Origin of the sequence: Xanthomonas euroxanthea (assembly GCF_903989455.1) — a bacterium.
GTDB lineage: Bacteria > Pseudomonadota > Gammaproteobacteria > Xanthomonadales > Xanthomonadaceae > Xanthomonas > Xanthomonas euroxanthea.
Window position 1 is genome coordinate 2,247,674 of sequence record NZ_LR861803.1, and the last position, 26,650, is coordinate 2,274,323.

The following is a 26,650-nucleotide window of genomic DNA, read 5'->3' on the forward strand; positions in this document are numbered from 1 at the left end:
AATTGCGCGTTCGCCACATTGCCCTGCAGGAGTTTCGCTCGTGATCAAGCCCCGTACGCCGCCCGGCATCATGGAATTGCTGCCGCGCGAGCAGATCGCGTTCCAGCGCATGCTGGACGTCATCCGCCGCAACTACGAGCGGTTCGGGTTCCTGCCGGTCGAAACGCCGGTATTCGAGCTGTCCGATGTGTTGCTGACCAAGTCCGGTGGCGAGACCGAGCGCCAGGTGTATTTCGTGCAATCCACCGGTGCGCTGGCCAATGCCGCCGCCGTGGCGGACGAAGGCGGCGAGGGGGGCTTGCCCGAGCTGGCGCTGCGCTTCGACCTGACCGTGCCGCTGGCGCGCTACGTGGCCGAGCACGAGCACGACCTGAGCTTCCCGTTCCGCCGCTACCAGATGCAGCGCGTGTATCGCGGCGAGCGTGCCCAGCGCGGGCGTTTCCGCGAGTTCTACCAGTGCGACATCGACGTGATCGGCAAGGATGCGTTGAGCATCCGCTACGACGCCGAGGTGCTGGCGGTGATCCACGCGGTGTTCGCCGAGCTGGGCATCGGCGCGTTCAAGGTGCAGTTGAACAACCGCAAGCTGCTGCGCGGCTTCTTCGAAAGCCTGGGCGTGGCCGAGGGCGAGCTGCAGCTGGCGGTATTGCGCGAGGTCGACAAGATCGACAAGCGCGGCGCCGACTACGTGCGCGACACGCTGGTGGGCGAAGGCTTCGGCATCGCCGCCGAGCAGGTCGACAGGATCCTGGCCTTCGTGGCGGTGCGCTCGAACGGGCATGCCGATGCGCTGGCGCAGCTGCAGGCGCTGGAGGCCTCGGTCGCTGCGAGCGCGACCCTGGGCGAGGGCATCGCCGAGCTGCGCGAAGTGCTGGAGCTGGTCAAGGCACTGGGCGTGCCGGAGAGCGCGTACTGCCTGAACTTCTCGATCGCGCGCGGGCTGGACTACTACACCGGCACCGTCTACGAGACCACGCTGACCGACCACCCGCAGATCGGCTCGATCTGCTCGGGCGGCCGCTATGAAAGCCTGGCCAGCCACTACACCAAGTCCAGGTTGCCTGGCGTGGGCATCTCGATCGGCCTGACCCGCCTGTTCTGGCAGCTGCGCGAGGCCGGCCTGATCCAGGGCATCGCCGAGAGCAGCGTGCACGCGATGGTGGCGCTGATGGACGAGTCGCGGCTGGAGGACGCGCTGGATATCGCGCGCCGGCTGCGCATCGGCGGCATCAATACCGAAGTGCAGATGGAGCCGAAGAAGATCGGCAAGCAGTTCCAGTACGCCGCGCGCGCAGGCATCCGCTTCGTGGTGCTGGCCGGCGACGACGAGCTGGCGCGCGGGGTGGTGGCGGTCAAGGACCTGGTGCGCGAGCAGCAGTTCGAGGTGGCCCGCGACGAGCTGGCCAGCACCTTGCTGGTGGAACTGGAGCAGGCCAGGGCGATGCTGGTGGCCGGGGGCGTCAACGGCGATTGACGTCGCCGGAAGCGGTAAGAAGGCGCCGCCTGGTCGGTAACGGCAGCAGCGGCGCCGGGTGCATCCCGATGCACGGACAGGCCCATCGACGCCTCGGTGTCGGTGGGTTTGTCGTTTCTGACTCGCCGCACCGACCGGTACGTCCCTGAACGCTTTGCCCGCGGCGCTTGTCCTATGGCCTGCGTTTGCGTTAATGTGCTAACACGCTATTACATTAACGCAATGAAACAACGACCCGCCCCCCGCGAAAGTGCCGATGCCGCCGCCTCCCTCAAGATGCTGGCCGATGCCCTGGCCTGCCTGAAGGAGCCTGGGGCGGTCGAGGCCTTCCTGCGCGATCTGTGCACGCCCGCCGAGCTGGAGGCCATGTCGGATCGCTGGCGGGTGGTGCCGTTGCTGATCAAGGGCGTGCCGTATCGCGAAATCCACGAGCTGACCCAGGTCAGCGTGACCACCATCGGGCGCGTTGCGCGCACCCTGGAACATGGTGCCGGCGGCTATGCCGAGGCCCTGCGCGAGCAATCCTCGCGCCCTGTCGAATCCCACTGAGAGAACAAGATGAGTGCTTCCACGGCAGCACCGGCACGTGACCGGTTGCGTATCGCCATCCAGAAGAGCGGCCGCCTGGCCGAACCGGCGCGCAGCCTGCTGGCGGCCTGCGGGCTGAGCTGGCGGCAGAGCCGCGACAAGCTGTTCTGCTACGGTGAATCGCTGCCGGTGGACCTGCTGCTGGTGCGCGACGACGACATCCCCGGCCTGATCGCCGATGGCGTCTGCGACCTGGGCATCGTCGGCCAGAACGAACTCGAGGAGCAGGCATCCGAGCGCCGCCGCAATGGCCTGCCGGCCGCTTATCACGCGGTGCGCGGGGTCGGTTTCGGCCAGTGCCGGCTGATGCTGGCGGTGCCGGAAGAGTGGGACTGGCAGGGCGTGGCGCAACTGGCCGGCAAGCGGATCGCCACCAGCTACCCGGCGATCCTGGCCGACTGGCTGGAGCGCCAGGGCATCGATGCGGCAGTGGTGGAATTGTCCGGCTCGGTGGAAATCGCCCCGCGCCTGGGCACCGCGGATCTGATCTGCGATCTGGTCTCCAGCGGCGCCACCCTGGCCGCCAACCAGCTCAAGCCGGTGGAACTGGTGATGGAAAGCGAAGCGGTGCTGGCCGGTGCGGTGCGCGAGCCGGCCGACGCGCGCGCAGCATTGCTGGCGATGCTGCTGCGGCGCATGGACGGCGTGCTCAAGCTGCGCGACAGCAAGCTGCTGATGTTCCGCGCCGAGCAGGACGCCGTGGATGCGCTGCGCCGCCTGTTGCCCGATGCCGAGCCGCTGGTGCAGCTGCCCGACGACGGCAACGGCGCACTGCGGCTGCAGACCATGTGCCATGGCGCGGTGACCTGGCAGCGGCTGGAAGAACTCGAACGCGCAGGTGCGCAAGGTCTGATGGTGTTGACGGTGGAGCGCTCGCTGGCATGAATATTCTCGATTGGTCGCAACTGGACACCGCTGCGCGGACCCAGGCATTGACCCGCCCGGTGCAGACCGTGGCCACGCAGACGCGCGAGGCGGTCGCCGCATTGATTGCCGATGTGCGCACGCGTGGCGATGTCGCGCTGCGCGAGATCACCGCGCGTTTCGATGGCGTGGCACTGGACAGCTTCGCCGTGAGCGATGCCGAATTTGCCGCCGCCGAAGCGGCGGTGGCGCCGGAACTGCGCCAGGCCATGCAGGACGCGGTGGCGCGCATCGACACCTTCCACCGCGCGGGCATGAGCGAAGGCTATGCAGTGGAGACCGCGCCTGGCGTGGTCTGCGAAAAGATCGTGCGGCCGATCGGCCGGGTCGGCCTGTACGTGCCGGCCGGCAGTGCGCCGTTGCCGTCGACTGCGTTGATGCTCGGGGTTCCCGCGCGTCTGGCCGGCTGCCGCGAGGTGGTGCTGTGCACGCCGCCGCGCAAGGACGGCAGCGTGGATCCGGCGGTGCTGGCCGCCGCGCAACTGACCGGCGTGCGCCGTGTGTTCAAGCTCGGCGGTGCGCAGGCGATTGCGGCAATGGCGTACGGCACCGACTCGGTTCCGGGTTGCGACAAGTTGTTCGGCCCGGGCAACAGCTTCGTCACCGAGGCCAAGCAGCAGGTGGCGCAGTCCGGCGCGGCGGCGATCGACATGCCGGCCGGCCCGTCCGAAGTGCTGGTGATCGCCGATGCCGGCGCGCAGCCGGCCTTCGTTGCCGCAGATCTGCTCTCGCAGGCAGAACACGGCCCGGATTCGCAGGTGCTGCTGTTGTCCGACAGCGATGCGCTGATCGCGGCGGTGCAGGTGGAACTTGATGCCCAGCTGGCGCAACTCTCGCGCGCCGGGATCGCGCGCCAGGCGCTGGCGCAATCGCGCCTGATCAAGGTGCAGGCGCTGGAGGAGGCGTTTGCGATCAGCAATCGCTATGCACCGGAGCACCTGATCCTCGCGCTGCGCGAGCCGCGTGCGTGGCTGGGCCAGGTCGAAGCTGCCGGCTCGGTGTTTCTCGGCGATTACACGCCCGAAGCGCTGGGCGATTACTGCAGCGGCACCAACCACGTGCTGCCGACCAGCGGTGCGGCGCGCGCCTATAGCGGCGTAAGCGTGGCCAGCTTCCAGAACATGGTCAGCGTGCAGGCCGCCAGCAAGGCCGGCATCGACGGCATCGGCGCATGCGCGCTGATCCTGGCGCGCGCCGAGGGCCTGGATGCGCACGCCAATGCAGTGGCATTGCGCATGGGAGTGGCAGCATGAGTACGCCATCGATTCTGGAACTGGTGCGCGAGGATCTGCGTGCCTTCGCCGGCTATTCGTCGGCACGCACCAGCGCGTTGCAGGGCGATGTGTGGCTCAACGCCAACGAATCGGCCTGGGGCAATCCTGCCGATCCCAGCGGCAGCACGCGGCGCTACCCGGACCCGCAACCCAAGGGTCTGCGCGCTGCATTGGCGGGGCTGTATGGCTGTACGCCCGAGCAGCTGTTGATCGGCCGTGGCAGCGACGAGGCAATCGATCTGCTGGTGCGCGGCCTGTGCGTGCCCGGGCGCGATGCGGTGGTGGTGACCCCGCCGGTGTTCGGCATGTACGCGGTGTGCGCGCGCCTGCAGAACGCACCCCTGGTCGAGGTGCCGCTGGTGGATGGATCGGACGGTTTCCACGCGGATATTCCGGCGATCGTCGAAGCAGCGCTGAGCTCGCAGGCCAAGCTGGTGTTCCTGTGCTCGCCGTCCAACCCGGCCGGCTCGGCAATTGCCCTGGACGAGATCGAAACCGCCTTGCAGGCCCTGCGGGGCAGGGCGCTGGTGGTGGTTGACGAAGCCTACGGCGAGTTCTCCGACATACCCTCAGCAGTGAGCCTGCTTGCGCGCTACGACAATCTGGCGGTGTTGCGCACGTTGTCCAAGGCGCATGCGCTGGCAGCGGCACGCATCGGCAGCCTGATCGCCAACGCCGAGTTGATCGCCTTGTTGCGGCGCTGCCAGGCGCCGTACCCGGTGCCGACGCCGTGCGCGGCAATGGCCGAACAGGCCTTGTCCGCGCCGGCGCTGGAGGTCACGCGCCGGCGCATCGCCGAGGTGCGCAGCGAGCGCACACGCGTGCACACCGCACTCGAGCAGCTGGCCGGCGTGCGTCAGGTGTACCCCTCGCAGGGCAACTTTCTGCTGGTGCGTTTCGACGATGCCGAAGCGGCATTCCAGGCGCTGCTGGAGGCCGGCGTGGTGGTGCGCGATCAACGCGCGGTACCGCAGCTGTCCGATGCCCTGCGCATCACCCTGGGCACGCCCGAACAGAACGCGCGCGTGCTGAGCGCGCTGCAACGCACACAGGAGGCCGCCGCATGACCCCGATTCTCTTCGTCGACCGCGACGGCACGCTGATCACCGAGCCGGCCGATTACCAGATCGACGCCTACGAAAAACTGCGCCTGGTCGACAACGTGATTCCGGCAATGCTGAAGCTGCGCGACGCCGGCTATCAATTCGTCATCGTCAGCAACCAGGATGGCCTGGGCAGCGAGAGCTATCCGCGGGCGTCCTTCGATGGCCCGAACAACCTGATGCTGCAGATCTTCGCCAGCCAGGGCATCGTGTTCCGCGAGGTGTTGATCGACTGCAGCTGGCCGGCCGACAACGCGCCCACGCGCAAACCCGGGGTCGGCCTGATGGTGCCTTACCTGCAGGACCGCACGATCGACTGGGCACGCTCGGCAATGGTGGGCGACCGCATCACCGACATCCAGTTCGCGCAGAACCTCAATATCCGTGGCTTCCAGCTGCGCACCGACGAATTCGGCGGCGAGTGGGACTGGCCCGGCATCGCGCACGAGCTGGCCGATGCGCCAAGGCGTGCGGTGGTTCAACGCAACACCAAGGAAACCAAGATCCGCGTCGAACTGGATCTGGACCGCGTGGCCGAACCGAAGACCGCCACCGGCCTGCCGTTCTTCGACCACATGCTGGAACAGATCGGCAAGCACGGAGGCTTTGCGCTGGATATCCGCGCCGAAGGCGATCTGCATATCGACGAGCACCACACCATCGAAGACACCGGTCTGGCGCTGGGCCAGGCCTTGCGCGAAGCGCTGGGCGACAAGCGCGGCATCGGCCGTTACGGCTTCGACCCCGACGACAGCCCGTGGCGTGTGGCCGGCGATACCACCCAGCATGGCTTCACGCTGCCGATGGACGAAACCATCGCCAGTGCCGCGCTGGATTTCAGTGGCCGGCCATACTTCGTGTTCGAAGGCGAGTTCAAACGCGAACGTGTGGGCGACATGCCGACCGAACTGGTGCCGCATTTCTTCCGCTCGATCTGCGATGCCTCCGGCCTGAACCTGCACCTGAGCGTGCGTGGCGAGAACGATCACCACAAGGTCGAAGCCTGCTTCAAGGCCCTGGCGCGTGCGTTGCGCCAGGCGATCCGTCGCGAAGGCACTGCGTTGCCCACCACCAAGGGTGCGCTATGACCGATGTCGCGTTGATCGATGCCGGCGGCGCCAACCTGGGCTCGGTGCGCTACGCATTGGAACGGCTGGGCGTGGAAGCGCGCCTGGTACGCGATGCAGCAGGGTTGCAGGGCGCGCAGCGGGTGATCCTGCCTGGCGTCGGCGCCGCGCCCGAGGCGATGTCGCGCCTGCGCGCACAGGGCCTGGTCGAGCCGTTGCGGCAGTTGCAGGTGCCGTTGATCGGCATCTGCCTGGGGATGCAGTTGCTGTTCGAACATTCCGAAGAAGGCGATGTCGATTGCCTGGGCGTGCTGCCGGGCATCGTGCGGCACATGACGCCCGCACTCGGCATACGCGTGCCGCATATGGGTTGGAATCAGCTGGTGCCGATGCGCGACTCCGCGTTGCTGGCCGGTTTGCCGGAGCGCGCCAGTGCCTATTTTGTGCATGGGTATGCCGCGCCGGTGACGGCCGACACCGTGGCCGCCTGCGACCACGGCGGTCTGTTCACCGCAGTGGTGCAGCACGGCCTGCGCTGCGGCGCGCAGTTCCACCCCGAGCGTTCGGCCGAGACCGGTGCACGCATCCTGCGCAATTTTCTTGAGATGAGCTTCCCATGAGTTTCACCGTTTACCCGGCCCTGGATATCCGCAACGGCCGCGTGGTGCGCCTGCTGCAAGGCGACTACGCACGCGAGACGCAATACGGCGACGATGTGCTGCCGCGCGCGCAGGCGTTTGCCGATGCCGGCGCGCAGTGGATGCATCTGGTCGATCTAGATGCGGCAAAGGCCGGTGGTTACACGCTGGCCACCACACTGGGCGAGATCGCACGTGCCACCGGCTTGCGGGTGCAGACCGGTGGTGGCGTCCGCTCACGCGAGGATGTGGCGCGCATCCTCGATGCCGGCGCCGCGCGCGTGGTGATCGGCTCGTTGGCGGTGCGCCAGGCCGATACCGTCATCGCCTGGCTGCAGGAATTCGGCGCCGATCGGCTGACCATCGCACTGGACACGCGCCAGGACGCCGACGGCGTATGGCAGTTGCCGGTGCACGGCTGGACCGAGCCCGCCGAGGCCACGCTGGATCAGTTGGCCGTGCGTTACGCGCAGGCGGGCCTGCAGCATCTGCTGTGCACCGACATCGCACGCGACGGCATGTTGTCCGGCCCGAACATGGATTTGTACGCGCACCTGCGCACGCTGGCGCCGCAGTTGCAGGTGCAGGTGTCCGGCGGTGCGCGCAACCTGGCCGATGTCGCGGCCGCTAAGGCTGCCGGCTGCGCCGGTATCGTGCTCGGCAAGGCCTTGCTGGAAGGGCATCTTGCGTTGAAGGAGGCACTGGCATGCTGAGCCGCCGTATCATTCCGTGCCTGGACGTGCGCGACGGGCGCGTGGTCAAGGGCGTCAAGTTCCGCGACCACATTGATATGGGCGACATCGTCGAACTGGCGCTGCGCTACCGCGACCAGGGCGCAGACGAGCTGGTGTTCTACGACATCGGTGCCAGCCCGGAAGGGCGCTCGGTCGACTACACCTGGGTCGAGCGGGTGGCGCGGCTGATCGATATTCCATTCTGCGTGGCCGGCGGCATCGGCAATGTGGAAACCGCGCGCGCGGTGCTGCATGCCGGTGCCGACAAGATTTCGATCAACTCGCCCGCGCTTGGCCGCCCGCAGTTGATCTCCGAGCTGGCCGATGCCTTCGGCGTGCAGTGCGTGGTGGTCGGTGTCGACTCGATTCGTGAGGACGACGGGCAGTGGAGGGTGCGTCGCTATACCGGCGACCCGAGCAAGACCCAGGCCTTGCCGATGCGCACGCTGGACTGGGTGGCCGAAGCGCAGCGCCTGGGTGCGGGCGAGATCGTGCTCAACTGCATGGACAACGACGGCGTGCGGCGCGGCTACGACATCGCGCAGCTGCGCCAGGTACGCGCGCTCTGCCACGTGCCGTTGATTGCCTCCGGCGGTGCCGGCGACATGCAGCATTTTGCCGACGTGTTCGACCAGGCCGATGTCGATGGCGCGCTGGCGGCAAGCGTGTTTCACAGTGGCGCGATTCCGATCCCGGAACTCAAGCAATTCCTGCGCGCGCAACAGATCGAGGTACGTGATGGGCAGTAACGAGACGGCAGCGGGCGACGCGTTCGCCGCGCTGGACTGGCGCAAGGGCGATGGTTTGTTGCCGGTGGTCGTGCAGGACGCCGACAACCTGCGCGTGCTGATGCTGGGCTACATGAATGCCGAAGCGCTGGCGGTCACGCAGCAACGCGGCGAAGTCACCTTCTTCAGCCGCAGCAAGCAGCGCCTGTGGACCAAGGGCGAGAGCTCGGGCAACGTGTTGAAGGTGGTGTCGATCCAGACCGATTGCGATGCCGACACGCTGCTGGTGCAGGCGCGCCCGCATGGGCCGACCTGCCATCTTGGCCGCACCAGCTGTTTCCCCACCGCGCCCGGCCAGTTCCTCGGCAGCCTGGATGCCTTGATCGCCACGCGCGAGCAGGAGCGCCCGCACGGCAGCTACACCACCAAGCTGTTCGAGCAGGGCATCCGCCGCATCGCGCAGAAGGTGGGCGAGGAGGGCGTGGAAACCGCGCTGGCCGGCGTGGTGCAGGGCGATGCCGAGTTGCTCGACGAGTCGGCCGACCTGCTGTATCACCTGATCGTGCTGTTGCGCGCGCGCGGCCTGGGCCTGGGCGATGCGGTGGCGCTATTGGAGTCGCGGCACAAGTAACGTAGTCATGTAGGAGCGCACCCGGGCGCGACGCGTTAGGGGTAAGGCCCGTCGCGCCCGGGTGCGCTCCTACGGGGCACGTGTCGGCGTGTCTTTCGCGCCGTGCGCCTGGCGAGGGCGGGTACAATTTCCGCTGATCTTCGCGCGGGAAAACGCATGCAGCTTCGCTTCGCTCTGTTGGCCCTGGGTTTGCTCGCGGGGAGCGCGTACGCACGCGATGCCGTGGTCGATGGCATCGTCTACGAAGAACGCGACGGGCGTGCCGGACGCAGCGCCGACGAGCCGGGCATTGGCGACGTGACCGTCTCCAACGGCGAGCAGCTGGTGCGCACCGACGCGCAAGGCCGCTACCGCCTGCCGGTACGCGACGGGCAGACGGTGTTCGTGATCAAGCCAGGCGACCGCAGCTTTGTGCCAAGCGCGGACGGACTGCCGGGTTTCTGGCGTCACTACGCACCCACGGGATCGGCCAAGCGCAAGTACCCTGGCATCGCCGCCACCGGGCGCAACACCCGGCACTGGGATTTCGCGCTGACCCCGCGCGCCAGCGCCGGCAGGGATGGGTTCCAGATGCTGGTGTTCGCCGACAGCCAGACCGCCAGCCTGACCGACGTGGGGTACTACCAGCGCGATATCGTCGCGCCGATCATCGGCAAGACCCCGGCCCGGCTGGGCACCACGCTGGGCGATATCGTCAGCGACGATCTGAGCCTGTACCCGGCCCTGAACAAGGTCACCACCCAGCTGGGCGTGCCGTGGTTCCATGTGCCGGGCAATCACGATCTCAACTTCGACGCGGGCGACGATGCGCAGTCACTGGACAGCTGGCGTGCCGTCTACGGCCCGGACACCTACGCGGTGGAAGAGGCCAACGCCAGCTTCGTGTTCCTGGACGATGTGATCTATACGCCAGGCGGCAAACCGGCCTATGTCGGCGGCCTGCGCGAGGACCAGTTCGCGTTCCTGCAGGCCTATCTGGCGCAGCTGCCGCGCGAGCGGCTGCTGGTGCTGGGGATGCATATTCCGTTGTTCGACGCAGCGCCGGGGCAGGAGACCTTCCGGCATGCCGATCGCCGCCGCCTGTTCGCCCTGTTGAAGGATTTCCCGCATGTGCTGGTGCTGAGCGCACACAGCCATACCCAGCGACAGGTCGATCACGGCGCCGACGAAGGTTGGCAGGGCGCCCGCCCGCTGCACGAATACAACGTCGGCGCGGCCTGCGGTGCGTTCTGGTCCGGTGCCAAGGACGCCGCCGGCATTCCCGACGCGACGATGAGCGACGGCACGCCGAACGGTTACGCGGTGCTGCAGGTGGCGCCCGGCGGCGACTACACGCTGGCATATCACGTCGCGCGTTCGGTCGATGATGCGCAACTGATGCTGCACGGGCCCAAGGTGCTGCGCCAGGGCGCGTATGCGGCCTGGGGGATCTACGCCAATGTGTTCATGGGCCGGGACGACACCCTCGTCGAGATGCGCATCGACAATGGCGCATGGCAGCCGATGAAGCGGGTGGAGCGCGCCGATCCGCGGCTGCTGGCCGAGAACGTGCGCGACGATGCGGCCGAGCAGTTGCGCGGCTACGACCGCTCGCCCGAGGCCACGCCGTCCACGCACCTGTGGCGTGGCGCATTGCCGACCACGCTGGAGCTGGGCGAACACACCGTGGACGTGCGCGCGTCGCTGCCGACCGGGCAGTACAGCGCACGCACGGTGTATCGCCTGCAGCGCGCCGATCCTTGAGGGGCAGGCAGGGCTGTGCGGGATGCGAGAGTGTGTGGAGAGCCCTTCGCGCATGAATGCGCTCCTACGGGAGCGTTGTGGATGGATGCGCGGCTGAATCCTGGGGGGCAGAAACACAAACGCCTCCACGAGGGAGGCGTTCTGGGATCCGGGCTGGCAGGCGATGGCGCGCTGGCGGGGATCGATGCTGGCTGGCGTGTGCTGGCTGGCCGGGCGAGTGTAGCGAGGCCGCGCAAGCGCTGACGAAATGAGAATTAGTCTCAGCGCGTGACAGTGATCAGGGTGTCGGTGTCGGTGGCAAGGGCACGGGCAGCGGGTTGCGCGGGCGGGTGGGAGCGGCCGGTGTTTTGGCGTTCGTCGGGCTGTGCAGTGGCTGCGTATCGGAATCGCTTTCTGGAACGCGGTCTTGCCCGTCATCCGGCACAGCATCCAGCGGCGGATACGGATAGGCCACCGCCGGGCCTGTATGCAGGCCTGCACGCCAGCGTGCCAGCACCGGCGCGATGCGCCTGCCGAGCGACTGCTGCGGCAACGACGGCAATTCGCCGTCCTGTTTCTCGCGCGCAGTGATCGCCGTTTTGGCGCTGGCGAACGCTGCCAACGGGTCGTCGCTGCGGTTCATCGCATCGATCAACCAGGCCTGGCCGAAGTAGGTCGCATTGGAGGTGTTGCCGCAGCCGAACGAAGGCCGGTCTGCGCGCGCAGCAGTGAGGACCAGCGTGTCCGGTGAACGCAGCGCCGGAATGAAGCCACCCGAGTAGCAGGCCGACAGCACGATGATGCGGTTGCCGATCCCGGCATCGTCCAGCGCCTGGCGCAGATCCTGCGGGCTGATGAAATCCTCTTCGTTCTGGTCCACCTGCACGTACAGCGTGTGGTCTTCGGTGCCATGGGTGGTGACGAACAACAGCAGCGCGTCTTCCTTGCGATCCATGCGCTTGCCGACCGCCGCAAGCGTGTCGTAGAGGTTGTCGTAGGTCGCCAACGGTGCATACGGCTGCTCGCCCAGATTGTCCGGGTTGTTGACCAGCGCCACCACGCGGCCGCGCGCATCGAAGCGCCGTTCGAACAGCTGCTTGAGGTAGAGCGTCTCGTTGCGAAACACATCGTCGCTGGCATCGCCGGCGAAGCCGACCACATACAGATCGCTCACGCCGGGACGCTGCGGCTGCAGCGCGTTCAAGGCCTGCGCGAGCGCCGCGTGGTCGACCGGATCGACCTCGTCTTCGCTTGCCGCCTGGTTCGGCAATGCGGCACCGGCATCGGGATGGCAGCCGGCCATCAAGGCCACGATGACGATCAACAATGAGAGTCGCCGCAGCAAGGCGCTCGGTCCGAAGGTGGAATGCAGCGACATGGAAAAACGCCGAAGTCTGGGAGAGACGGGTGGAGCGCCTGGGCGCCGTGATTGCGACGCAGGCGGTGACGCTGCACAACGTCCATCGCTGTGCTTCAGGCACATCTTGCAGAATACGTCCCGTGCAGCTGGCCTTCCATGCCGGGCCTCGCCAATCCGCATTGGCGAGGCCGGCTGACCCGAGCCGGCAAAAGGCGGCGCGAGCGTGCCGTCAGGCAGGCGCAGATGGTGCACTTGAACCGTCACCTATCCGCAGCGCGCGCAGCACCAGACAGCGGCTGCGCTGACCCATTGGTGAGCGCAGCCGGCTTGTCGAGCGTGCTTACAGCGCCAGCTCGGTAAAACTCTCCACGCGCTGGTGGCTACCGATCTCGTCGGCTGCGCGTGGCGTGGGGTAATCCTCCAGACGGTCCAGCAGCGCAGTGCGCATGCCGGCACGCTTGGCGGCGTCCAGCTCTTCGATCACATCCGACAGGAACAGGATCTCGCCCGGCGGCACGCCGATGCGTTCGGCGATGCGGCGGTAGCTGGCGCTCTCGCGCTTGGGGCCGACCTCGGTATCGAACCAGTCGCTGATCAGCCCGCTCAGGTCGCCGGCATCGCTGTGCGCGAAGAACAGCTTCTGCGCCGGCACCGAGCCGGACGAATACACGTACAGCGGAATGCCGGCCGCATGCCAGGCCTGCAGCTGGATTGCCGCATCGGCATAGATATGCGCGGTGAAGTCGGCGGTCTTGTAGCCATCGCCCCAGATCATGCCCTGCAGCGCCTTGAGTGCGGTGTGCTTGCGATCCTCGTCGATCCAGGTCTGCAGGGTGCTGACCAGCACCTCGTCCGGCACATCCTCGCCGATCTCGTCGGCCACCTGGTTGAGCCAGTGCCGCACCTGTGGGTGGCCACCGTGCTCGCGCACGTAGGCCGGCATGGCGCGGCGCGCATACGGAAACAACACGTCCTTGACGAACGAGATGCTGCTGGTCGTACCTTCGATATCGGTGAGGATCGCTTGCGGTCGTGTCATCGTCAGCTGGCCTTGTGAGGTTTCTCGGGGGCGTAGCGGGGGAATTGTTGGGCGATTTCGGTGCCGGTGAAATGGCCGACCCAGCCATCGGGCTCGGTGAAGAAGCGGATCGCCACGAAGTGGGGCTCAGGCCCCATGTCGAACCAGTGCAGGGTGCTATCGGGCACGGCGATCAGGTCGTCCTTCACGCATTCGATCTCGTAGACCTTGTCGTCCACGTGCAGCGTGAACAGGCCCGAGCCGGCCACGAAGAAACGCACCTCGTCTTCCTTGTGGAAGTGCTCGTCGAGGAATTTGGCGCGCATTTCCTCGCGCTTGGGGTTGTCCGGCGCGATGCTGACCACGTCCACGGTCTTGAAGCCGCGCTCGGCACTGATGCGGTCGATGTCGACGCGGTAGGCATCCATGACCTGCTCGGGCGTGGCGCCGGGCTCGACCGGCTGGCTGGCATGCCAGCGCTCGAAGGTCACGCCGATCTTGGTCAGCTCGGCGGCGATGGCATCGCCGTCGCGGCTGTCGAATTCCGGAATGCTGGGATTGGTGTCGGCGAAGATACGCAGTCGGCTCATGGCGATCTGGCTCACAAGGGAAGGGGGAGGTGGCGAGGACTCAGCGCGGGCCGCGCAGCTTCAGCAGCTCGAGTTCGCAATGCAGCAGGAATTCGAAGGCCTCCAGGTGACGGCGTGCCTCGGCCATGTTGCGGCCCCAGGCATACAGACCGTGTCCTTCGATGAGATACCCCCACAGGCTCTGTTTGTCCAGCAAGGCCTCCACCTGCGCGGCCAGCACCTGCATGTCCTGGGTATTGGCGAACACCGGCACGTCCACTGCCGTTTCATGGGTGGTGTTGCCCTCGAAGGCTTTCAATAGCTCATAGCCTTCCAGCCGGATCACGCCGGCGCCGGCATACAGCCGCGAGGCGATGGTCTGCACCGGCGAATGGGTGTGCAGCACGCAGCCGATCTCCGGGAAGCGGCGATACAGCTGGGTATGCAGCAGCGTCTCCGCGGACGGGCGCAACGGCCGGCCGACGGCCAGGCCATCAAAGTCCACCACCATGATGTCTTCCTCGACCAGGCGGCCCTTGTCGCGGCCGGACACGGTGATCGCGGCGTGCTGTTCGTCCAGGCGATGGGAGAAATTGCTGCTGGTGGCCGGCGTCCAGCCGGCCTGGGCCAGCTCGCGGATGTTGCCGATCAGCAGTTGCGCCAGCTCGTGCAGACGCGCGGCGCTATAGGGCAGGGGGGCAGTGGTCGCATTCATGGTCCTATTCTACTGCCCCGCCGGATTACGGTCAGGTGCAGCGCAGCAGGGTTTGTTGCTGCCACGCCCGGGTCGCGAATGGCGACAGAAGACAAAGAGCGCGCGTCAGGCGGTGAACGCAATGGTTTTTGTTGGCCGCCTCTTGTCGGAGGCAGTCAGAGGGCCAGGTGAAACGCTTTAGTCGGTCGAGGGCGCGGTGCCCTCACCGCTTGCGGGACACGCCGTGAACCCGTCCCTGGGGGCTCGGTGGCGGCATCCATGCCGCCACACGGTCCCGCAACCGGTGAGGGCACCGCACCAGACAGTTGGTCGGCTGTTTTCTTAAAAAACATGTTGCTCGGCTTGCGGCGCGCAGGCTAGACGTTTGTAGTCTGGTCTTCCGCTCGACTTGCGATGAAAAGTGGTGAGAGGTTGAGCAGACGCCCAGTGATCCAACCAGAGCACGTCATGCACTGCTTGCAAACACACACACCGACCATTTCGACAGGTCCTTGCCCGCCCACCGGCGCGGGACCTTACGCGGCATGGATGCCGCGTAAGAGCCTACAGGGATGTACTTGCGGCGTGTCCCGCGATGGTGGGCGGGCAAGGGCCCTGCAGCCAAGACGCAGGTCAGATCAGGACCCTGCAACCAAGTTGCAGATCAGCGGATCAGGGTCCTGCAACCAGGTCACAGATCAGCCGCCCAGCAGCCGAAGACCTGTCGCCCTCTCTGCCATACACCGGCGGGCGGTCGTTCGTCAGTGGCTGCTGGCGTGCGCGCGTGCTCAGCGACCGTCGCGCAGACGGCTGTGGCGGTAGCCGTAGCCGAAATAGACCACCAGCCCGACCAGCGTCCACACCCCCATCAACATCCAGTTGTGCAGGGTCATCGCCGACAGCAGCGCCAGGCAACTCAACACGCCGGCGCTGCAGATCAGCCAGGCCACCGGCATGCGGAACGGGCGCGGCAGTTCCGGGTGGGTACGGCGCAGGATCAGCACACCGGCGCATACCGCCGCGAAGGCGATCAGCGTCCCCATCGAGGTCAGCTCGCCCAGCACATCCAGAGGAAACACCGCCGCCAGCAGGGCGATGCCTACGCCGGTGATCACGGTGTTGACGTGCGGGGTGCGGTACTTGGGATGGATGCGGGTGAAGATCGACGGCAGCAGGCCGTCGCGCGCGATGATCATGAAGATGCGCGGCTGGCCGATGATCATCACCAGCACAACCGACGACAGCCCGATCAGTGCACCCACTTCCACCACCACGCGCAGCCAGGCCAGTTGCGGATGTGCCGCTACCGCGGTCACCACCGGCTCGTCGGTGCCGAGCAGGGTGTAGGGCACCAGGCCGGTCATCACCGCCGCCATGGCGATGTAGAGCACGGTGCAGATGACCAGCGACAGGATCATGCCGATCGGCAGATCGCGTTGCGGGCGGTGCGATTCCTGCGCCGCCACCGACACTGCCTCGAAGCCAATGTAGGCGAAGAACACCATTGCCGCGCCGCGCAGCACACCTTCCATGCCGTACTTGCCCGGGCCTTCGTTGGCCGGGATGAACGGGTGCCAGTTATCGGTATCGACGTACTTCCAGCCCACTGCGATCACCAGCAGGATCAAGCCGGTCTTGAGGATCACCATCGCCATGTTCATTGCCGACGACTTGCGGATGCCCACGTAGCACAGCCAGGTCAGCAGCAGCACGATACCGGCCGCAGGCAGGTTGGCGATCGCGCCGGTGCGCTGCAGCTTGCCGTCCAGCGGCGCGCTGACCAGGGCGGCCGGCAGGTGGATGTTGAAATGTTCCAGCAGGCTGAGGAAGTAGCCGGTCCAGCTGACCGCCACCGCCGAGGCGGAGACGCCGTATTCCAGCACCAGCATCCAGCCGATGAACCAGGCCGCCAGTTCGCCGAAGGTGGCGTAGGTATAGGTGTAGGCACTACCGGACACCGGCACCATCGCGGCAAATTCGGCGTAGGCCATCGCGCAGAACGCGCAGCACACCGCGGCCAGCACGAACGACAGCATGATCGCCGGGCCGGCATGGTCGGCCGCGGCCTGGCCGGTGATGACGAAGATGCCGCCGCCGATCACCGCGCCAATGCCCAGGGCAGTCAGCCCCCAGGGCCCGAGTGCACGTTGCAGGCCCAGCCCGTCGGCCGCCTCATGGCTGGCGTGCGGGTGTTTGGTGGCCCAGAGTTGCTTGAACATGCAGCGGTTCCTGTTGAATCCCTGCACATGGAGGTGCGGGCGTGTGCGAGATGTGCGGGCTCTTGCGAGGGACTTGCAGTCAAACCCTGCGGGCCAGCCGGCTATGGCGAATGCCATACCCGAAATAGATGACCAGGCCGATCACGGTCCAGCCCACGAACACCTTCCAGTGTTCCTGGAAGGCCTGGAAGAACAGGAACAGGCAGGCCAGCGCGCCGAGCGGGCAGATCAGCATCGCCAGCGGCACCCGGAACGGCCGCGGCAGATCCGGCTTGGTGAAACGCAGCACCATGACCCCGGCGCACACGGTGGCGAAGGCGAGCAGGGTGCCCATCGACACCAGTTCGCCCAGCACGCTGAGCGGAATCAGCCCGGCCAGCAGCGCCGCGACCACGCCGACGAAGATCGTTCCGACGTAGGGCGTGTGGAACTTCGGGTGCACCTTGCCGAACAGTCTGGGCATCAACCCGTCCTTGGCCATGGTGTAGAAGATGCGCGGCTGCGCCATCAGCATCACCAGCACCACCGAGGACAGGCCGGCGATTGCACCGATCTCCACTGCGGTCTTGAGCCAGGTGAGCTGCGGGTGCGCTTCCAGCGCCGTGGCCACCGGCTTGGCAGTGCCAAGCTGGGTGTAGGGCAGCAGGCCGGTCAGCACCGCGCAGACGATGATGTAGATGACGGTGCAGACCGCCAGCGATACCAGAATGCCGATCGGCATGTTCTTCTGCGGATCCTTGGTCTCGCCGGCGGAGGTGGAGACCGCGTCGAAGCCGATGTAGGAGAAGAACACGATGGACGCCGCACGGAACACGCCGTCCCAGCCGAACTGGCCCGGCCCGGTGTTTTCCGGAATGAAAGGGTGCCAGTTGGCCGGATCGATGTAGGCGATGCCGAAGCCGACGAACAGGCAGATCACCACCACCTTGATCGCCACCACGATGGCATTGGCAAACGCCGACTGGGTGACGCCCACGTAGCACAGCATGCTCACCGCAGCCACGATCAGCACGGCCGGCAGGTTGATGAGGTTGCCGGAGCTGACAAAGTTGTGGCCGTCCCAGGCCAGTGGTGCACCGGCCAGCTCCGCCGGGAACGGCAATCCGAGCGTGCCGGTCAGGAAACTGATCAGGTAGGCCGACCAGCCGACCGCCACGCTGGAGCCGGCGAACAGGTATTCCAGCACCAGGCACCAGCCGATGAACCAGGCGATGCCTTCGCCAAGGGTGGCGTATGAATACGAGTAGGCGCTGCCGGAGACCGGCATCATCGCCGCGAACTCTGCGTAACACAGGCCGGCGAACGCGCAGGCGATGCCCGCAAACACGAAGGACAGCATCACCGCCGGGCCGGCATGGTTGGCAGCGGCCTGGCCGGTCAGCACGAAGATGCCGGCGCCGATCACCGCGCCGATGCCGAGCATGATCAGGTGCTTGGCGGTGAGGGTGCGTTGCAGGGTGGCTTCGCCTTGCAGGCTGCCTTCGACCGGTTCGCCCCCATCCACATGTCCAGCGGGCTCGATCGGTTTGACCCTCAACAGAGACTTCAGCATTCGGTACATCCCTAAGTGGCAAGGCTAAGGCGCTGGCGCCCGGGCGAAGGTGTGCGCCGCGTCCCCAACGGACAGGCAAGCGGCCTACCTTGCCAAAGCTACACGCTCACGACAAGCACGTACGCAGCATGAATGGCGATAATGGCCACCCGGCCCGCGACGGGCGACCGAGAACGACAGATGGTGGATGCAACCCTGCAACAGCGATTGGCCGACTACCGCGCACGCTGGCCCGACGAAGCCGGGCTGGCCGAGCAGTTCGCACAGCTGCTGGACGATGCCACCAACCCGTTCCTGCGCGAGCGTGTCGAAGGTCATTTCACCGGTTCGGCCTGGGTGGTCAGCGCCGATGGCACGCGCACGTTGCTGACCCACCACCGCAAGCTGCAGCGCTGGCTGCAGCTGGGCGGGCACGCCGACGGCGACCGCGACCTGGCGCAGGTGGCCCTGCGCGAGGCGCAGGAGGAATCCGGATTGAGCGGCTTGCGCCTGGTGGATGCAGACATCTTCGACCTGGACCGCCACTGGATTCCCGCACGCGGCGAGGTGGCCGGGCACTGGCATTACGACGCGCGCTATGTGGTGGTGGCTGGAGCGGACGAGGCGTTCGAGGTCAGCGAGGAGTCACTGGCCCTGGCGTGGCGGCCGATCGCCGAGCTGCTTGCCGATCCGCAGCTGGATCCGTCGATGCGGCGCATGGCCGAGAAGTGGGTGGCGCGAGGCGTGTAAGGGGGATTGAGGGCGTGTGCCCTCATCCGCCCTGCGGGCACCTTCTCCCGCAAGCGGGAGAAGGGAGCGCGCTGGAGAAAGAAGTGCGCGAGGGAAGGGCGCCAGCGGGAAGACAAGGGCGTGCGGAAGAGAGAAGCGTGCGCGAGAGGGGCGCGAGCGGTAGAAGGTAGCTTGCGGGAGAAGAAGGCGCGCGGAAGAGGGGAGCGCGCGCGAGGGACGCGAGCGAGACAAGGGAGCACGCGAGAGAAGGGGGGGCACCCGGGAGAAGGGGGGCACCCGGTAGCAGGGAGCTCCCGGGAGAAGGGAGCTCCCGGGAGAAGGGTGACCTGCACTTGCTTCTCCCGCTTGCGGGAGAAGGTGGCGCAAAGCGCCGGATGAGGGCCGCGGATGAGGGCCGCGCGTGCATCAACAGATCAATACAAGATCCGCGTCCGCAAGGTCCCCTCGATCAACGCCAGGCCTTCCTTCAGCGCGGTGGCCTGCGCCTCGCTGGCGCTGACGTCGATCACCACGTAGCCCACCTTGGCATCGGTGCGCAGGAACTGGCCGTCGATGTTGACGTTGTGGCGCGAGAACAGTTCGTTGATCTTGGACAGCACGCCCGGCACGTTGCGGTGGATGTGCAACAGGCGCAGGCTGTCGGGATGCTCGGGCAGGGTGACCTCGGGGAAGTTCACCGCCGACAGGGTGCTGCCGTTGTCGCTGTAGCGCACCAGCTTGGCGGCCACTTCGACACCGATATTGTCCTGCGCTTCCAGCGTGCTGCCGCCCACGTGCGGGGTCAGGATCACGTTGTCGTGTGCGGTCAACGGGGATTCGAACGCATCGCCGTTGCCCTTGGGCTCGATCGGGAACACGTCCACCGCCGCGCCGCCGATCTGGCCGGAGCTCAGCGCCGCGTCCAGTGCGTCGATGTCGATCACGGTGCCACGCGAGGCGTTGATCAAGTGCGCGCCGTGTTTCATGCGCGCGATTTCCGCCGCGCCGATCATGTCCTTGGTCGACGGCGTCTCCGGCACATGCAGGGTCACCACGTCCGCGCGTGCCAGCAGGTCGTCCAGGTCGATCGCCGCGCGCGCGTTGCCCAGCGACAGCTTGGTTTCGATGTCGTGGAAGATCACCTGCATGCCCAGCGACTCGGCCAGCACGCCGACCTGGGTGCCGATATGCCCGTAACCGACGATGCCCAGCACCTTGCCGCGCGTTTCGTGGCTGCCGGCGGCCGACTTGGACCAGCCGCCGCGATGGCATTGGGCGTTCTTCTGCGGGATGCCGCGCAACAGCAGGATCGCCTCGGCGATGACCAGCTCGGCCACGCTGCGGGTGTTGGAGTAGGGCGCGTTGAACACCGGGATGCCGGCCAGTTCGGCCGCGTCCAGATCGACCTGGTTGGTGCCGATGCAGAAACAGCCGACCGCGATCAGCCGCTTGGCATGTGCCAGCACCTGCGCGCTCAGCTGCGTGCGCGAGCGGATGCCGACGATATGCGCCTCGGCGATGCGGGCGATCAACTCGTCTTCCGGCAACGATTTGGCGTGCAGCTCGATCTGCGAATAACCGGCGGCGCGGAACACATCCACGGCAGTCTGGCTGATGCCTTCCAGCAACAGGACGCGGATGTCCTGCTTGGGAAACGAGGTTCTCTTCGGCGACATGGGGGGAGCGCATTGCAGCAATCGGGTCGGCAACTATGCCAGATGGGCTGCGCGATGGGGCGGTCGCAACGCAGTGTTTGCGCAGGCAAAGTCCTTGCGGTGCAACGGTTTCAGCTGAATCCAACACCGCCTCGGCCGCACGCCGTGCAGCTGGACGAGGCTGGCGTGCACTGGCACGCTGTGCGGTTCCTACCGCAGCGCCGTGTGCCATGACCGATCCCCGCATCCTTTCGTTGCAACAGGCCGTGCCGGCGTTGCGTTTGAAGACCGAGCCGGCCGACCTGGAACACTACGGCCGCGACTGGACGCGGCGCTGGACGCCCAACCCGCTCGCGATCGCCTTGCCTGGCTCGGTGGACGAGGTGCAGGCGGTGCTGCGCTGGGCAAATGCGCATGCGGTGGCGGTAGTGCCTTCGGGCGGGCGCACCGGCCTGTCCGGCGGTGCGGTGGCTGCCAACGGTGAGCTGGTGCTGAGCCTGGAGCGCCTGAACAAGCCGCTGGAGTTCAACGCGGTGGATCGCACGCTCACCGTCCAGGCCGGCATGCCGCTGGAGGCGGTGCACAACACCGCGCGCGAGCATGGGCTGGTGTATCCGGTGGACTTTGCCGCACGCGGTTCCTGCTCGATCGGCGGCAACATCGCCACCAATGCCGGCGGCATCCGCGTGATCCGCTACGGCAACACCCGCGAATGGGTGGCCGGCCTGAAGGTGGTCACCGGTGCCGGCGAACTGCTCGAACTCAACAACGCGCTGGTGAAGAATTCCAGCGGCTACGATTTCCGCCATCTGCTGATCGGCTCCGAAGGCACGCTCGGTGTGGTGGTCGAAGCGACGCTGCGATTGACCGACCCGCCGCCGCCCAGCAACGTGATGCTGCTGGCGCTGCCCTCGTTCGAGGTGCTGATGCAGGTGTTCGCCGCCTTCCGCGCGCAGCTGCGGCTGGAGGCGTTCGAATTCTTTACCGACCGCGCACTGGAGCACGTGCTGGCGCACGGCGCGCAGGCACCGTTTGCGCAGGTGCATCCGTACTACGTGGTCACCGAATTCGCCGCCGGCGACGCGGCGCAGGAAGCCGCGGCGATGGCGGCATTCGAGACCTGCATGGAGCAGGGCTGGGTCAGCGACGGGGTGATCAGCCAGAGCGATGCGCAGGCCGCGCAACTGTGGCGACTGCGCGAAGGCATCACCGAGGCGCTGGCGCGCTACACGCCCTACAAGAACGACGTGTCGGTGCGCATCTCGGTGATGCCGGCATTCCTGGCCGAAACCCAGGCGCTGCTGCACGATGCGTATCCGCATTTCGATGTGGTGTGGTTCGGCCATATCGGCGATGGCAACCTGCATATCAACGTGCTCAAGCCCGATGGCACCAGCCAGGCCGATTTCGTCGCGGCCTGCGACCAGGTGACCAAGTTGCTGGCGCAGGCCTTGCAGCGTTTTGGCGGCAGCATCTCTGCCGAACACGGCATCGGCCTGGTCAAGAAGGCCTATCTGTGGAGCACGCGCTCGGCCGAGGAGATCGCCCTGATGCGCGGGATCAAACATGTGCTCGATCCTCATCTTTTGCTGAATCCCGGCAAGCTGTTCGAGATCGACGACGCGCCTGCCGCCGCGCGTGCCGGTTAGTCTTTCACCACCTTCACACGGAATCGATACGCCAATGATGCGCTCCCTCGTGTTTTGCGCCCTGACGCTGCTGCCGCTGGCAGGCGTTGCCTCCAGCCTGGCCGGGACCTCGGCCGGTGCATCGTCGGCCGGTTCGTCCAATTCCTCCGGCAGCAGTTCCGGCGATGACAAGGTGGTGGCCGACGCACGCGAAGATGCGGCCGGCTTTGTCGCCAGCAATGGCGCGATCCGCGGCGTGCGGCTGGAAGCGGCGCTGCTGCAGCTGCGCAGCCGTAGCGATGCGGCGCGGCTGTCCAGCGACCTGGAACTGGCGCAGTCCATCCTGGCCCAGTGAGTTCTCCACGCCGGTGCTGGTGGCTGTGGCTGGCCGCAGCGATCGCACCGGCGGCGCAGGCCGAACCACGCGTCGATGTCGATCCGCAGGGCCTGTCGGCAGTGCAGATCGAGGCCTCGCATGCCTTGGTGCAGCAGGTTGCGCAGCGCCTGCCGCCGGTCTGGATGCAGCGTATCGACGCACCGATCCAGCTGCAGTGGCGTACGGATTTGCCGGCACACGTGCATGGCCGCGCGATCGGCCGGCGCATCCTGCTCGATCGTGCGCTGCTGGATGCCTGGAGCGCGCAGGCGACAGCTGCGCAGGCCGACTCCGGTGCACCGGCCACGCGCGCGGCGATGGCGGCGGTGGTGCACGAACTGGCGCACGTGCTGGACCGCGGTGCGCACGGTGGCCTGTCGCATTCCCCGCGCCTGCGCGACCTGGCTGGCTGGCAGGTGCGTCCCTGGCGGATCGGGCGTGGCGCAAACCGGTTCAGCGATCGCAGCCCCGACGATTACGAACGGCGCAGCCCGGCCGAATTCGTCGCGGTGAATCTCGAACACTACGTGCTCGATGCCGATTACCACTGCCGGCGTCCGGCGCTGGCGGCCTGGTTTGCCGAGCAGGTTGGCGCCATGCCCGATGCAACGCGCTGCGAGGCGGCGCTGCCGTATCTGCAGGCCGACAACGATGCCGGCGCAATGTCATTGCTGGCACTGGATCCATCGCGGGTGTATTCGGTGGATTACCTGCTGGCCGAGGGCAATGCGCAGCCGATGAGCCGCTGGGGCCACAGCATGCTGCGTCTGGTGATCTGCGCCCCTGGTCGTGCGCCCGGCCCCGATTGCCGTCTGGATCTGCAGTATCACCGCGTGCTGTCGTTCCGCGCCTTCGTCGGCGATGTGCAGATTTCCAGCTGGCGCGGGCTGACCGGCGCGTATCCTTCGCGGCTGTTCGTATTGCCCTTGAATCAGGTGGTCGACGAATACACCAAGGTGGAGCTGCGTGCCCTGTCGTCGGTGCCGCTGAAGCTCACGCCCGAGGAGATCGCCGCGCTGCTCGCACGCGCCGCGCAGGTGCACTGGAGTTACGACGGGCGCTACTACTTCATCGGCAACAATTGCGCGGTGGAGACTTTCAAGCTCCTGCACGACGGCGTGCCGCGGCTGGCCGCGGCCGGGCTGTCGTCGATCACCCCGCGCGGCGTGCGCCAGCGGCTGCACCGTGCCGACATCGCCGACCTGCAGGTGCTGGACGACCGTGCGCAGGCGACTCACCAGGGCTATTACTTCGAGTCGGCGGCGGCGCATTACCAGGCCATGTTCGAGGTGATCCGCCGCGGCCTGCCGCTGCCGCAGACCAGCGTGGAGCAATGGCTGGACGCGCGGCCGGACGCACGTGCGCAATGGTTCGAGCGCGGCGGTCTGCGCGAAACGGCTGCAGCGTTGTTGCTGGAACAGGCCGCGTTGCGCCGCCAGGAGTTGCTGGCACGCGATGCGCTCAAGCGCCTGCTGACACCCGGCGCAGCCGGGCGTGACCCGGTGCAGGGTCAACTGCAATCGCTATTCGCGCGGCAGGCCCAGCTCAGTCACCCGGCCACGCTGTTGGGCAGCGCCGGCTACGGACTGCCGCAAGCAGACGAGCAGCTGGACCTGAGCGCGCGCGTGGCGCAGGAAACCGGCGTACTGGTCGACGGCTGGAAACAGCTGCAGGCACTGGGGCGGCAGCAACTGCCGGCCGAGGTCCGCACTGGATTGGAGCAGGGCGAGGAAAATGTGCAACGTCTGCGCGCCCGCCTGCGCGGGCTAGCGCGGGGTGATGCGGCTGCCGACGAAGTGCGGTCAGGGATGGGGATACTTCCGCAGGCGCAATAGCGGTTCGGACCACGCGGGGGAGGGCGGTACCGGCCCCTCTCCCTGTGGGGCGAGAAGGCGCGGCGTGCGCGCCACCGGCGCGCGGAGCGGGGATTGGGGTCAAGGGACGGGGCGAAGCTCCCGTAGAGGTCCAACTGCATGAGGCTTCGCCCGTCCCCTCATCCGGCGCTTTGCGCCACCTTCTCGAGATGGGAGAAGGGATGCGCTGTGGTGTGCAGCTGCAAGTCCCAGTTTCCAGTGCTCCGGCCAGGGACGACGCATGCGCCAGCTGGCACCTGTCACACCAGCCGGCGCAGCTCAACCAGTCGGTTGCAGATCCGCCTGCACCGAATACTTGCGCAGCCAGTCGCTGACCTGCGCGTTGTTGCGGTACTGCTGCATCAGCTGTGCAAGCCGCGCCGGTGCCGGCGTGCAGAACTGCGCGATCGCCACGTCGATTTCGTGGCGGCGATCGGCGTCGTACGGCTCCTCGCCCGCGAAGTGCTCGCAGGTGTCGTAGTCCTCCACCAGCGTGCGCACATCCTCCGGCATGCCGCACAGGCCGGGCGGATGTTGCAGCCACTCTTCGTCCACCTTGGCGTCGGTGCAGGCCACTGGCGCGGGCGTGGCTGCGGACGTCGGCGCCGGAGCCGGTTGCTCCGTGCAGGCGGCCAACAGCCCCAGCGCAAGGACCACGACCGGCGTGCGCATCAGTCGGCGCGGCCCGCGAATTCGCCGGTGGTGGTGTTGACCAGCACGCGCTCACCGTTGGTGATGTACTCGGGCACCATGATTTCCAGGCCGGTGTTGAGCTTGGCCGGCTTGGGCCGCTTGGTGGCGGTGCCGCCCTTGAGTTCGGGCGGGGTTTCGATCACTTCCAGCGTCACCGTCTGCGGTAGTTGCACGGCCACCGGCTGGTCGTCGATCACCTGCACGTAGATGCCGGGCAACCCGTCGGTGATGTAGCCGGCGTCGGTGCCGATCACCTCCGCATCCAGCGTGTACGGCGTGAAGTCTTCGTCGTCCATGAACACGAACGCCTCGCCATCCTTGTACGAGAACGTGGACAGGCGACGCAGCAGTTCCACTTCCGGCAGGTTGTCGTCGGCGTCGAAGCTGGCGTCGGTTTTCACACCGCCCGGCACGCTGTACATGATGAAGCGGAAGCGCACATTGCCGCCGCGGCCCTGCGGCGAGCTGCGCTCGATGTCGCGGATCTGGTAAATGCCGCCGTTGTATTCGACGACGTTGCCTTTCTTGATGTCGTTGGCTTTCATGGGAATCGGGAGTTGGGAATGGGGAATCGAAAAAGCCGGGGGCCGGGACACTGAGAGCAGGGCGTCGTTACGATTCCCCATTCCCAACTCCCGATTCCCGCTACTTGGGTGCCAGGCGCACGCCGCCGTCCAGGCGAATCACCTCGCCATTGAGATAGCGATTGCGCAGGATGAAGGCGACGGTGTCGGCATATTCGTCGGGTTGGCCCAGGCGCGAGGGGAACGGGATCGCCGCGGCCAGCGATTGCTGCACCGCCTCGGGCATGCCGTCCACCATCGGGGTCCAGAACACGCCCGGAGCGATCGTCATCACGCGGATGCCGAAGCGCGCCAGTTCGCGTGCCATCGGCAAGGTCATGCCGACCACGCCGCCCTTGCTGGCGGCATAGGCGGCCTGGCCGATCTGGCCTTCGTAGGCGGCCACCGAGGCGGTGTTGATGATCACGCCGCGCTCGCCGTCGTCGCCGGCATGGTTGTGTTGCATCACGTCGGCCGCGGCCTTGGCCACGTTGAAGCTGCCGACCAGGTTGACCAGCACGGTGGTGCGGAAGGTCGCCAGCGGCATCGGCGCTTCCTTGCCGAGCACCCGGCCCGAGCCCAGGATGCCGGCGCAATTCACCACCAGGTTGAGCCCGCCCAGCGCCTGCGCGGCCTGCGCCACGTTGGCGGCAACCTGCGCCTCGTCGGTGACATCGGTGGCGACGTACAGTGCGTTGCCCGCACCGAGCAGCGCCAGCGCCGCGTCGGCCTTGTCGGCGTTGACGTCGAACAGCGCGACCTTGCCGCCATCGGCCACGATGCGCTGCGCCACGGCCAGGCCCAGGCCGGAAACGCCGCCGGTGACGATGGCAAGAACAGAAGAAGGCTGCATGCGGTGGTTCCTCGGAGATCCTGGAG

General features: G+C 66.9%; 25 protein-coding genes. 15 read left to right on the forward strand and 10 right to left on the reverse strand.

Annotation, left to right across the window (positions count from 1 at the left end; genetic code table 11):
• The first annotated feature begins 40 nt into the window (after nt 1-40).
• The 11 genes from hisS (at nt 41) to H7A86_RS09625 (ending at nt 10,904) form a co-directional block, all read left to right on the forward strand.
• Nucleotides 41-1,474: a histidine--tRNA ligase gene (gene hisS, locus H7A86_RS09575; RefSeq protein WP_119132067.1), complete on the forward strand. Its 1,434-nt coding sequence runs from the start codon at nt 41-43 to the stop codon at nt 1,472-1,474.
• A gap of 222 nt (nt 1,475-1,696) precedes the next feature.
• The gene (locus H7A86_RS09580) at nt 1,697-2,023 is read left to right on the forward strand and encodes a YerC/YecD family TrpR-related protein (protein WP_039521339.1); all 327 of its coding nucleotides are present in this window, start codon (nt 1,697-1,699) and stop codon (nt 2,021-2,023) included.
• Nucleotides 2,024-2,032: 9 nt separating this feature from the next.
• The gene (hisG, locus tag H7A86_RS09585; protein ID WP_104535551.1) at nt 2,033-2,947 is read left to right on the forward strand and encodes an ATP phosphoribosyltransferase; all 915 of its coding nucleotides are present in this window, start codon (nt 2,033-2,035) and stop codon (nt 2,945-2,947) included.
• On the forward strand, nt 2,944-4,239 hold the full coding sequence (gene hisD, locus H7A86_RS09590; RefSeq protein ID WP_119132066.1) for a histidinol dehydrogenase: 1,296 nt from the start codon (nt 2,944-2,946) through the stop codon (nt 4,237-4,239). The genes hisG and hisD overlap by 4 nt, the downstream gene beginning before the upstream one ends.
• On the forward strand, nt 4,236-5,327 hold the full coding sequence (hisC, locus tag H7A86_RS09595; protein ID WP_119132065.1) for a histidinol-phosphate transaminase: 1,092 nt from the start codon (nt 4,236-4,238) through the stop codon (nt 5,325-5,327). The genes hisD and hisC overlap by 4 nt, the downstream gene beginning before the upstream one ends.
• Nucleotides 5,324-6,451: a bifunctional histidinol-phosphatase/imidazoleglycerol-phosphate dehydratase HisB gene (gene hisB / locus H7A86_RS09600; RefSeq protein WP_119132064.1), complete on the forward strand. Its 1,128-nt coding sequence runs from the start codon at nt 5,324-5,326 to the stop codon at nt 6,449-6,451. Before hisC ends, hisB begins: the two co-directional genes overlap by 4 nt.
• Nucleotides 6,448-7,050: an imidazole glycerol phosphate synthase subunit HisH gene (gene hisH / locus H7A86_RS09605; RefSeq protein WP_104648626.1), complete on the forward strand. Its 603-nt coding sequence runs from the start codon at nt 6,448-6,450 to the stop codon at nt 7,048-7,050. The genes hisB and hisH overlap by 4 nt, the downstream gene beginning before the upstream one ends.
• Entirely contained in the window at nt 7,047-7,781 is a 735-nt protein-coding gene (gene hisA / locus H7A86_RS09610) for a 1-(5-phosphoribosyl)-5-[(5-phosphoribosylamino)methylideneamino]imidazole-4-carboxamide isomerase (RefSeq protein WP_119132063.1), read from the forward strand. The genes hisH and hisA overlap by 4 nt, the downstream gene beginning before the upstream one ends.
• Complete coding sequence (hisF, locus tag H7A86_RS09615; protein ID WP_119132062.1) at nt 7,775-8,551, forward strand: imidazole glycerol phosphate synthase subunit HisF; 777 nt, start codon at nt 7,775-7,777, stop codon at nt 8,549-8,551. The genes hisA and hisF overlap by 7 nt, the downstream gene beginning before the upstream one ends.
• On the forward strand, nt 8,541-9,161 hold the full coding sequence (gene hisIE, locus H7A86_RS09620; RefSeq protein ID WP_119132061.1) for a bifunctional phosphoribosyl-AMP cyclohydrolase/phosphoribosyl-ATP diphosphatase HisIE: 621 nt from the start codon (nt 8,541-8,543) through the stop codon (nt 9,159-9,161). Before hisF ends, hisIE begins: the two co-directional genes overlap by 11 nt.
• A gap of 156 nt (nt 9,162-9,317) precedes the next feature.
• Nucleotides 9,318-10,904 (forward strand): calcineurin-like phosphoesterase C-terminal domain-containing protein, encoded by a 1,587-nt coding sequence (locus H7A86_RS09625; protein ID WP_119132060.1) that lies wholly within the window; start codon nt 9,318-9,320, stop codon nt 10,902-10,904.
• Nucleotides 10,905-11,181: 277 nt separating this feature from the next.
• On the opposite strand, the gene H7A86_RS09630 is transcribed toward H7A86_RS09625, so the two are convergent.
• From H7A86_RS09630 to H7A86_RS09655, 6 genes are all read right to left on the reverse strand, one after another.
• The gene (locus H7A86_RS09630) at nt 11,182-12,261 is read right to left on the reverse strand and encodes a C13 family peptidase (RefSeq protein ID WP_119132059.1); all 1,080 of its coding nucleotides are present in this window, start codon (nt 12,259-12,261) and stop codon (nt 11,182-11,184) included.
• Between the two features lie 322 nt (nt 12,262-12,583).
• The gene (gene mtnC / locus H7A86_RS09635; protein ID WP_115676855.1) at nt 12,584-13,282 is read right to left on the reverse strand and encodes an acireductone synthase; all 699 of its coding nucleotides are present in this window, start codon (nt 13,280-13,282) and stop codon (nt 12,584-12,586) included.
• Between the two features lie 2 nt (nt 13,283-13,284).
• Nucleotides 13,285-13,851: a 1,2-dihydroxy-3-keto-5-methylthiopentene dioxygenase gene (locus tag H7A86_RS09640; RefSeq protein ID WP_104585392.1), complete on the reverse strand. Its 567-nt coding sequence runs from the start codon at nt 13,849-13,851 to the stop codon at nt 13,285-13,287.
• A gap of 40 nt (nt 13,852-13,891) precedes the next feature.
• Nucleotides 13,892-14,545 (reverse strand): methylthioribulose 1-phosphate dehydratase, encoded by a 654-nt coding sequence (locus H7A86_RS09645; protein ID WP_104535541.1) that lies wholly within the window; start codon nt 14,543-14,545, stop codon nt 13,892-13,894.
• 767 nt (nt 14,546-15,312) lie between these two features.
• Nucleotides 15,313-16,743: an amino acid permease gene (locus H7A86_RS09650; protein ID WP_119132058.1), complete on the reverse strand. Its 1,431-nt coding sequence runs from the start codon at nt 16,741-16,743 to the stop codon at nt 15,313-15,315.
• 79 nt (nt 16,744-16,822) lie between these two features.
• Nucleotides 16,823-18,295: an amino acid permease gene (locus H7A86_RS09655; protein WP_164739368.1), complete on the reverse strand. Its 1,473-nt coding sequence runs from the start codon at nt 18,293-18,295 to the stop codon at nt 16,823-16,825.
• A 141-nt stretch (nt 18,296-18,436) separates the two neighbouring features.
• Between H7A86_RS09655 and H7A86_RS09660 the strand changes: the two genes are divergently transcribed.
• The gene (locus tag H7A86_RS09660) at nt 18,437-19,024 is read left to right on the forward strand and encodes an NUDIX hydrolase (RefSeq protein ID WP_180708100.1); all 588 of its coding nucleotides are present in this window, start codon (nt 18,437-18,439) and stop codon (nt 19,022-19,024) included.
• Nucleotides 19,025-19,437: 413 nt separating this feature from the next.
• Here the strand turns inward: H7A86_RS09660 and serA are convergent, their stop codons facing one another.
• On the reverse strand, nt 19,438-20,679 hold the full coding sequence (serA, locus tag H7A86_RS09665; RefSeq protein ID WP_119128833.1) for a phosphoglycerate dehydrogenase: 1,242 nt from the start codon (nt 20,677-20,679) through the stop codon (nt 19,438-19,440).
• Between the two features lie 209 nt (nt 20,680-20,888).
• Here serA and H7A86_RS09670 point away from each other — a divergent pair, with 209 nt between their 5' ends.
• Genes H7A86_RS09670 through H7A86_RS09680 form a run of 3 tightly spaced genes read left to right on the forward strand, consistent with a single transcriptional unit; the run spans nt 20,889 to nt 24,497 of the window.
• On the forward strand, nt 20,889-22,307 hold the full coding sequence (locus H7A86_RS09670; RefSeq protein WP_119132057.1) for an FAD-binding oxidoreductase: 1,419 nt from the start codon (nt 20,889-20,891) through the stop codon (nt 22,305-22,307).
• Nucleotides 22,308-22,341: 34 nt separating this feature from the next.
• A complete protein-coding gene (locus H7A86_RS09675; protein ID WP_119132056.1) occupies nt 22,342-22,641 on the forward strand; it encodes a DUF2388 domain-containing protein in 300 nt (99 codons plus the stop codon).
• Complete coding sequence (locus tag H7A86_RS09680; RefSeq protein WP_119132055.1) at nt 22,638-24,497, forward strand: Lnb N-terminal periplasmic domain-containing protein; 1,860 nt, start codon at nt 22,638-22,640, stop codon at nt 24,495-24,497. Before H7A86_RS09675 ends, H7A86_RS09680 begins: the two co-directional genes overlap by 4 nt.
• A 297-nt stretch (nt 24,498-24,794) precedes the next feature.
• Here the strand turns inward: H7A86_RS09680 and H7A86_RS09685 are convergent, their stop codons facing one another.
• The 3 genes from H7A86_RS09685 to H7A86_RS09695 all read right to left on the reverse strand — a co-directional run bounded on the left by H7A86_RS09685 (nt 24,795) and on the right by H7A86_RS09695 (nt 26,624).
• Nucleotides 24,795-25,187, reverse strand: coding sequence for a hypothetical protein (locus H7A86_RS09685; protein WP_119132054.1), 393 nt, complete (start codon nt 25,185-25,187; stop codon nt 24,795-24,797).
• Nucleotides 25,187-25,753, reverse strand: a complete 567-nt coding sequence (yeiP, locus tag H7A86_RS09690; RefSeq protein WP_119132053.1) for an elongation factor P-like protein YeiP — start codon at nt 25,751-25,753, stop codon at nt 25,187-25,189. The genes H7A86_RS09685 and yeiP overlap by 1 nt, the downstream gene beginning before the upstream one ends.
• A gap of 100 nt (nt 25,754-25,853) precedes the next feature.
• On the reverse strand, nt 25,854-26,624 hold the full coding sequence (locus tag H7A86_RS09695; RefSeq protein WP_104648639.1) for an SDR family NAD(P)-dependent oxidoreductase: 771 nt from the start codon (nt 26,622-26,624) through the stop codon (nt 25,854-25,856).
• Between the last annotated feature and the right edge of the window lie 26 nt (nt 26,625-26,650).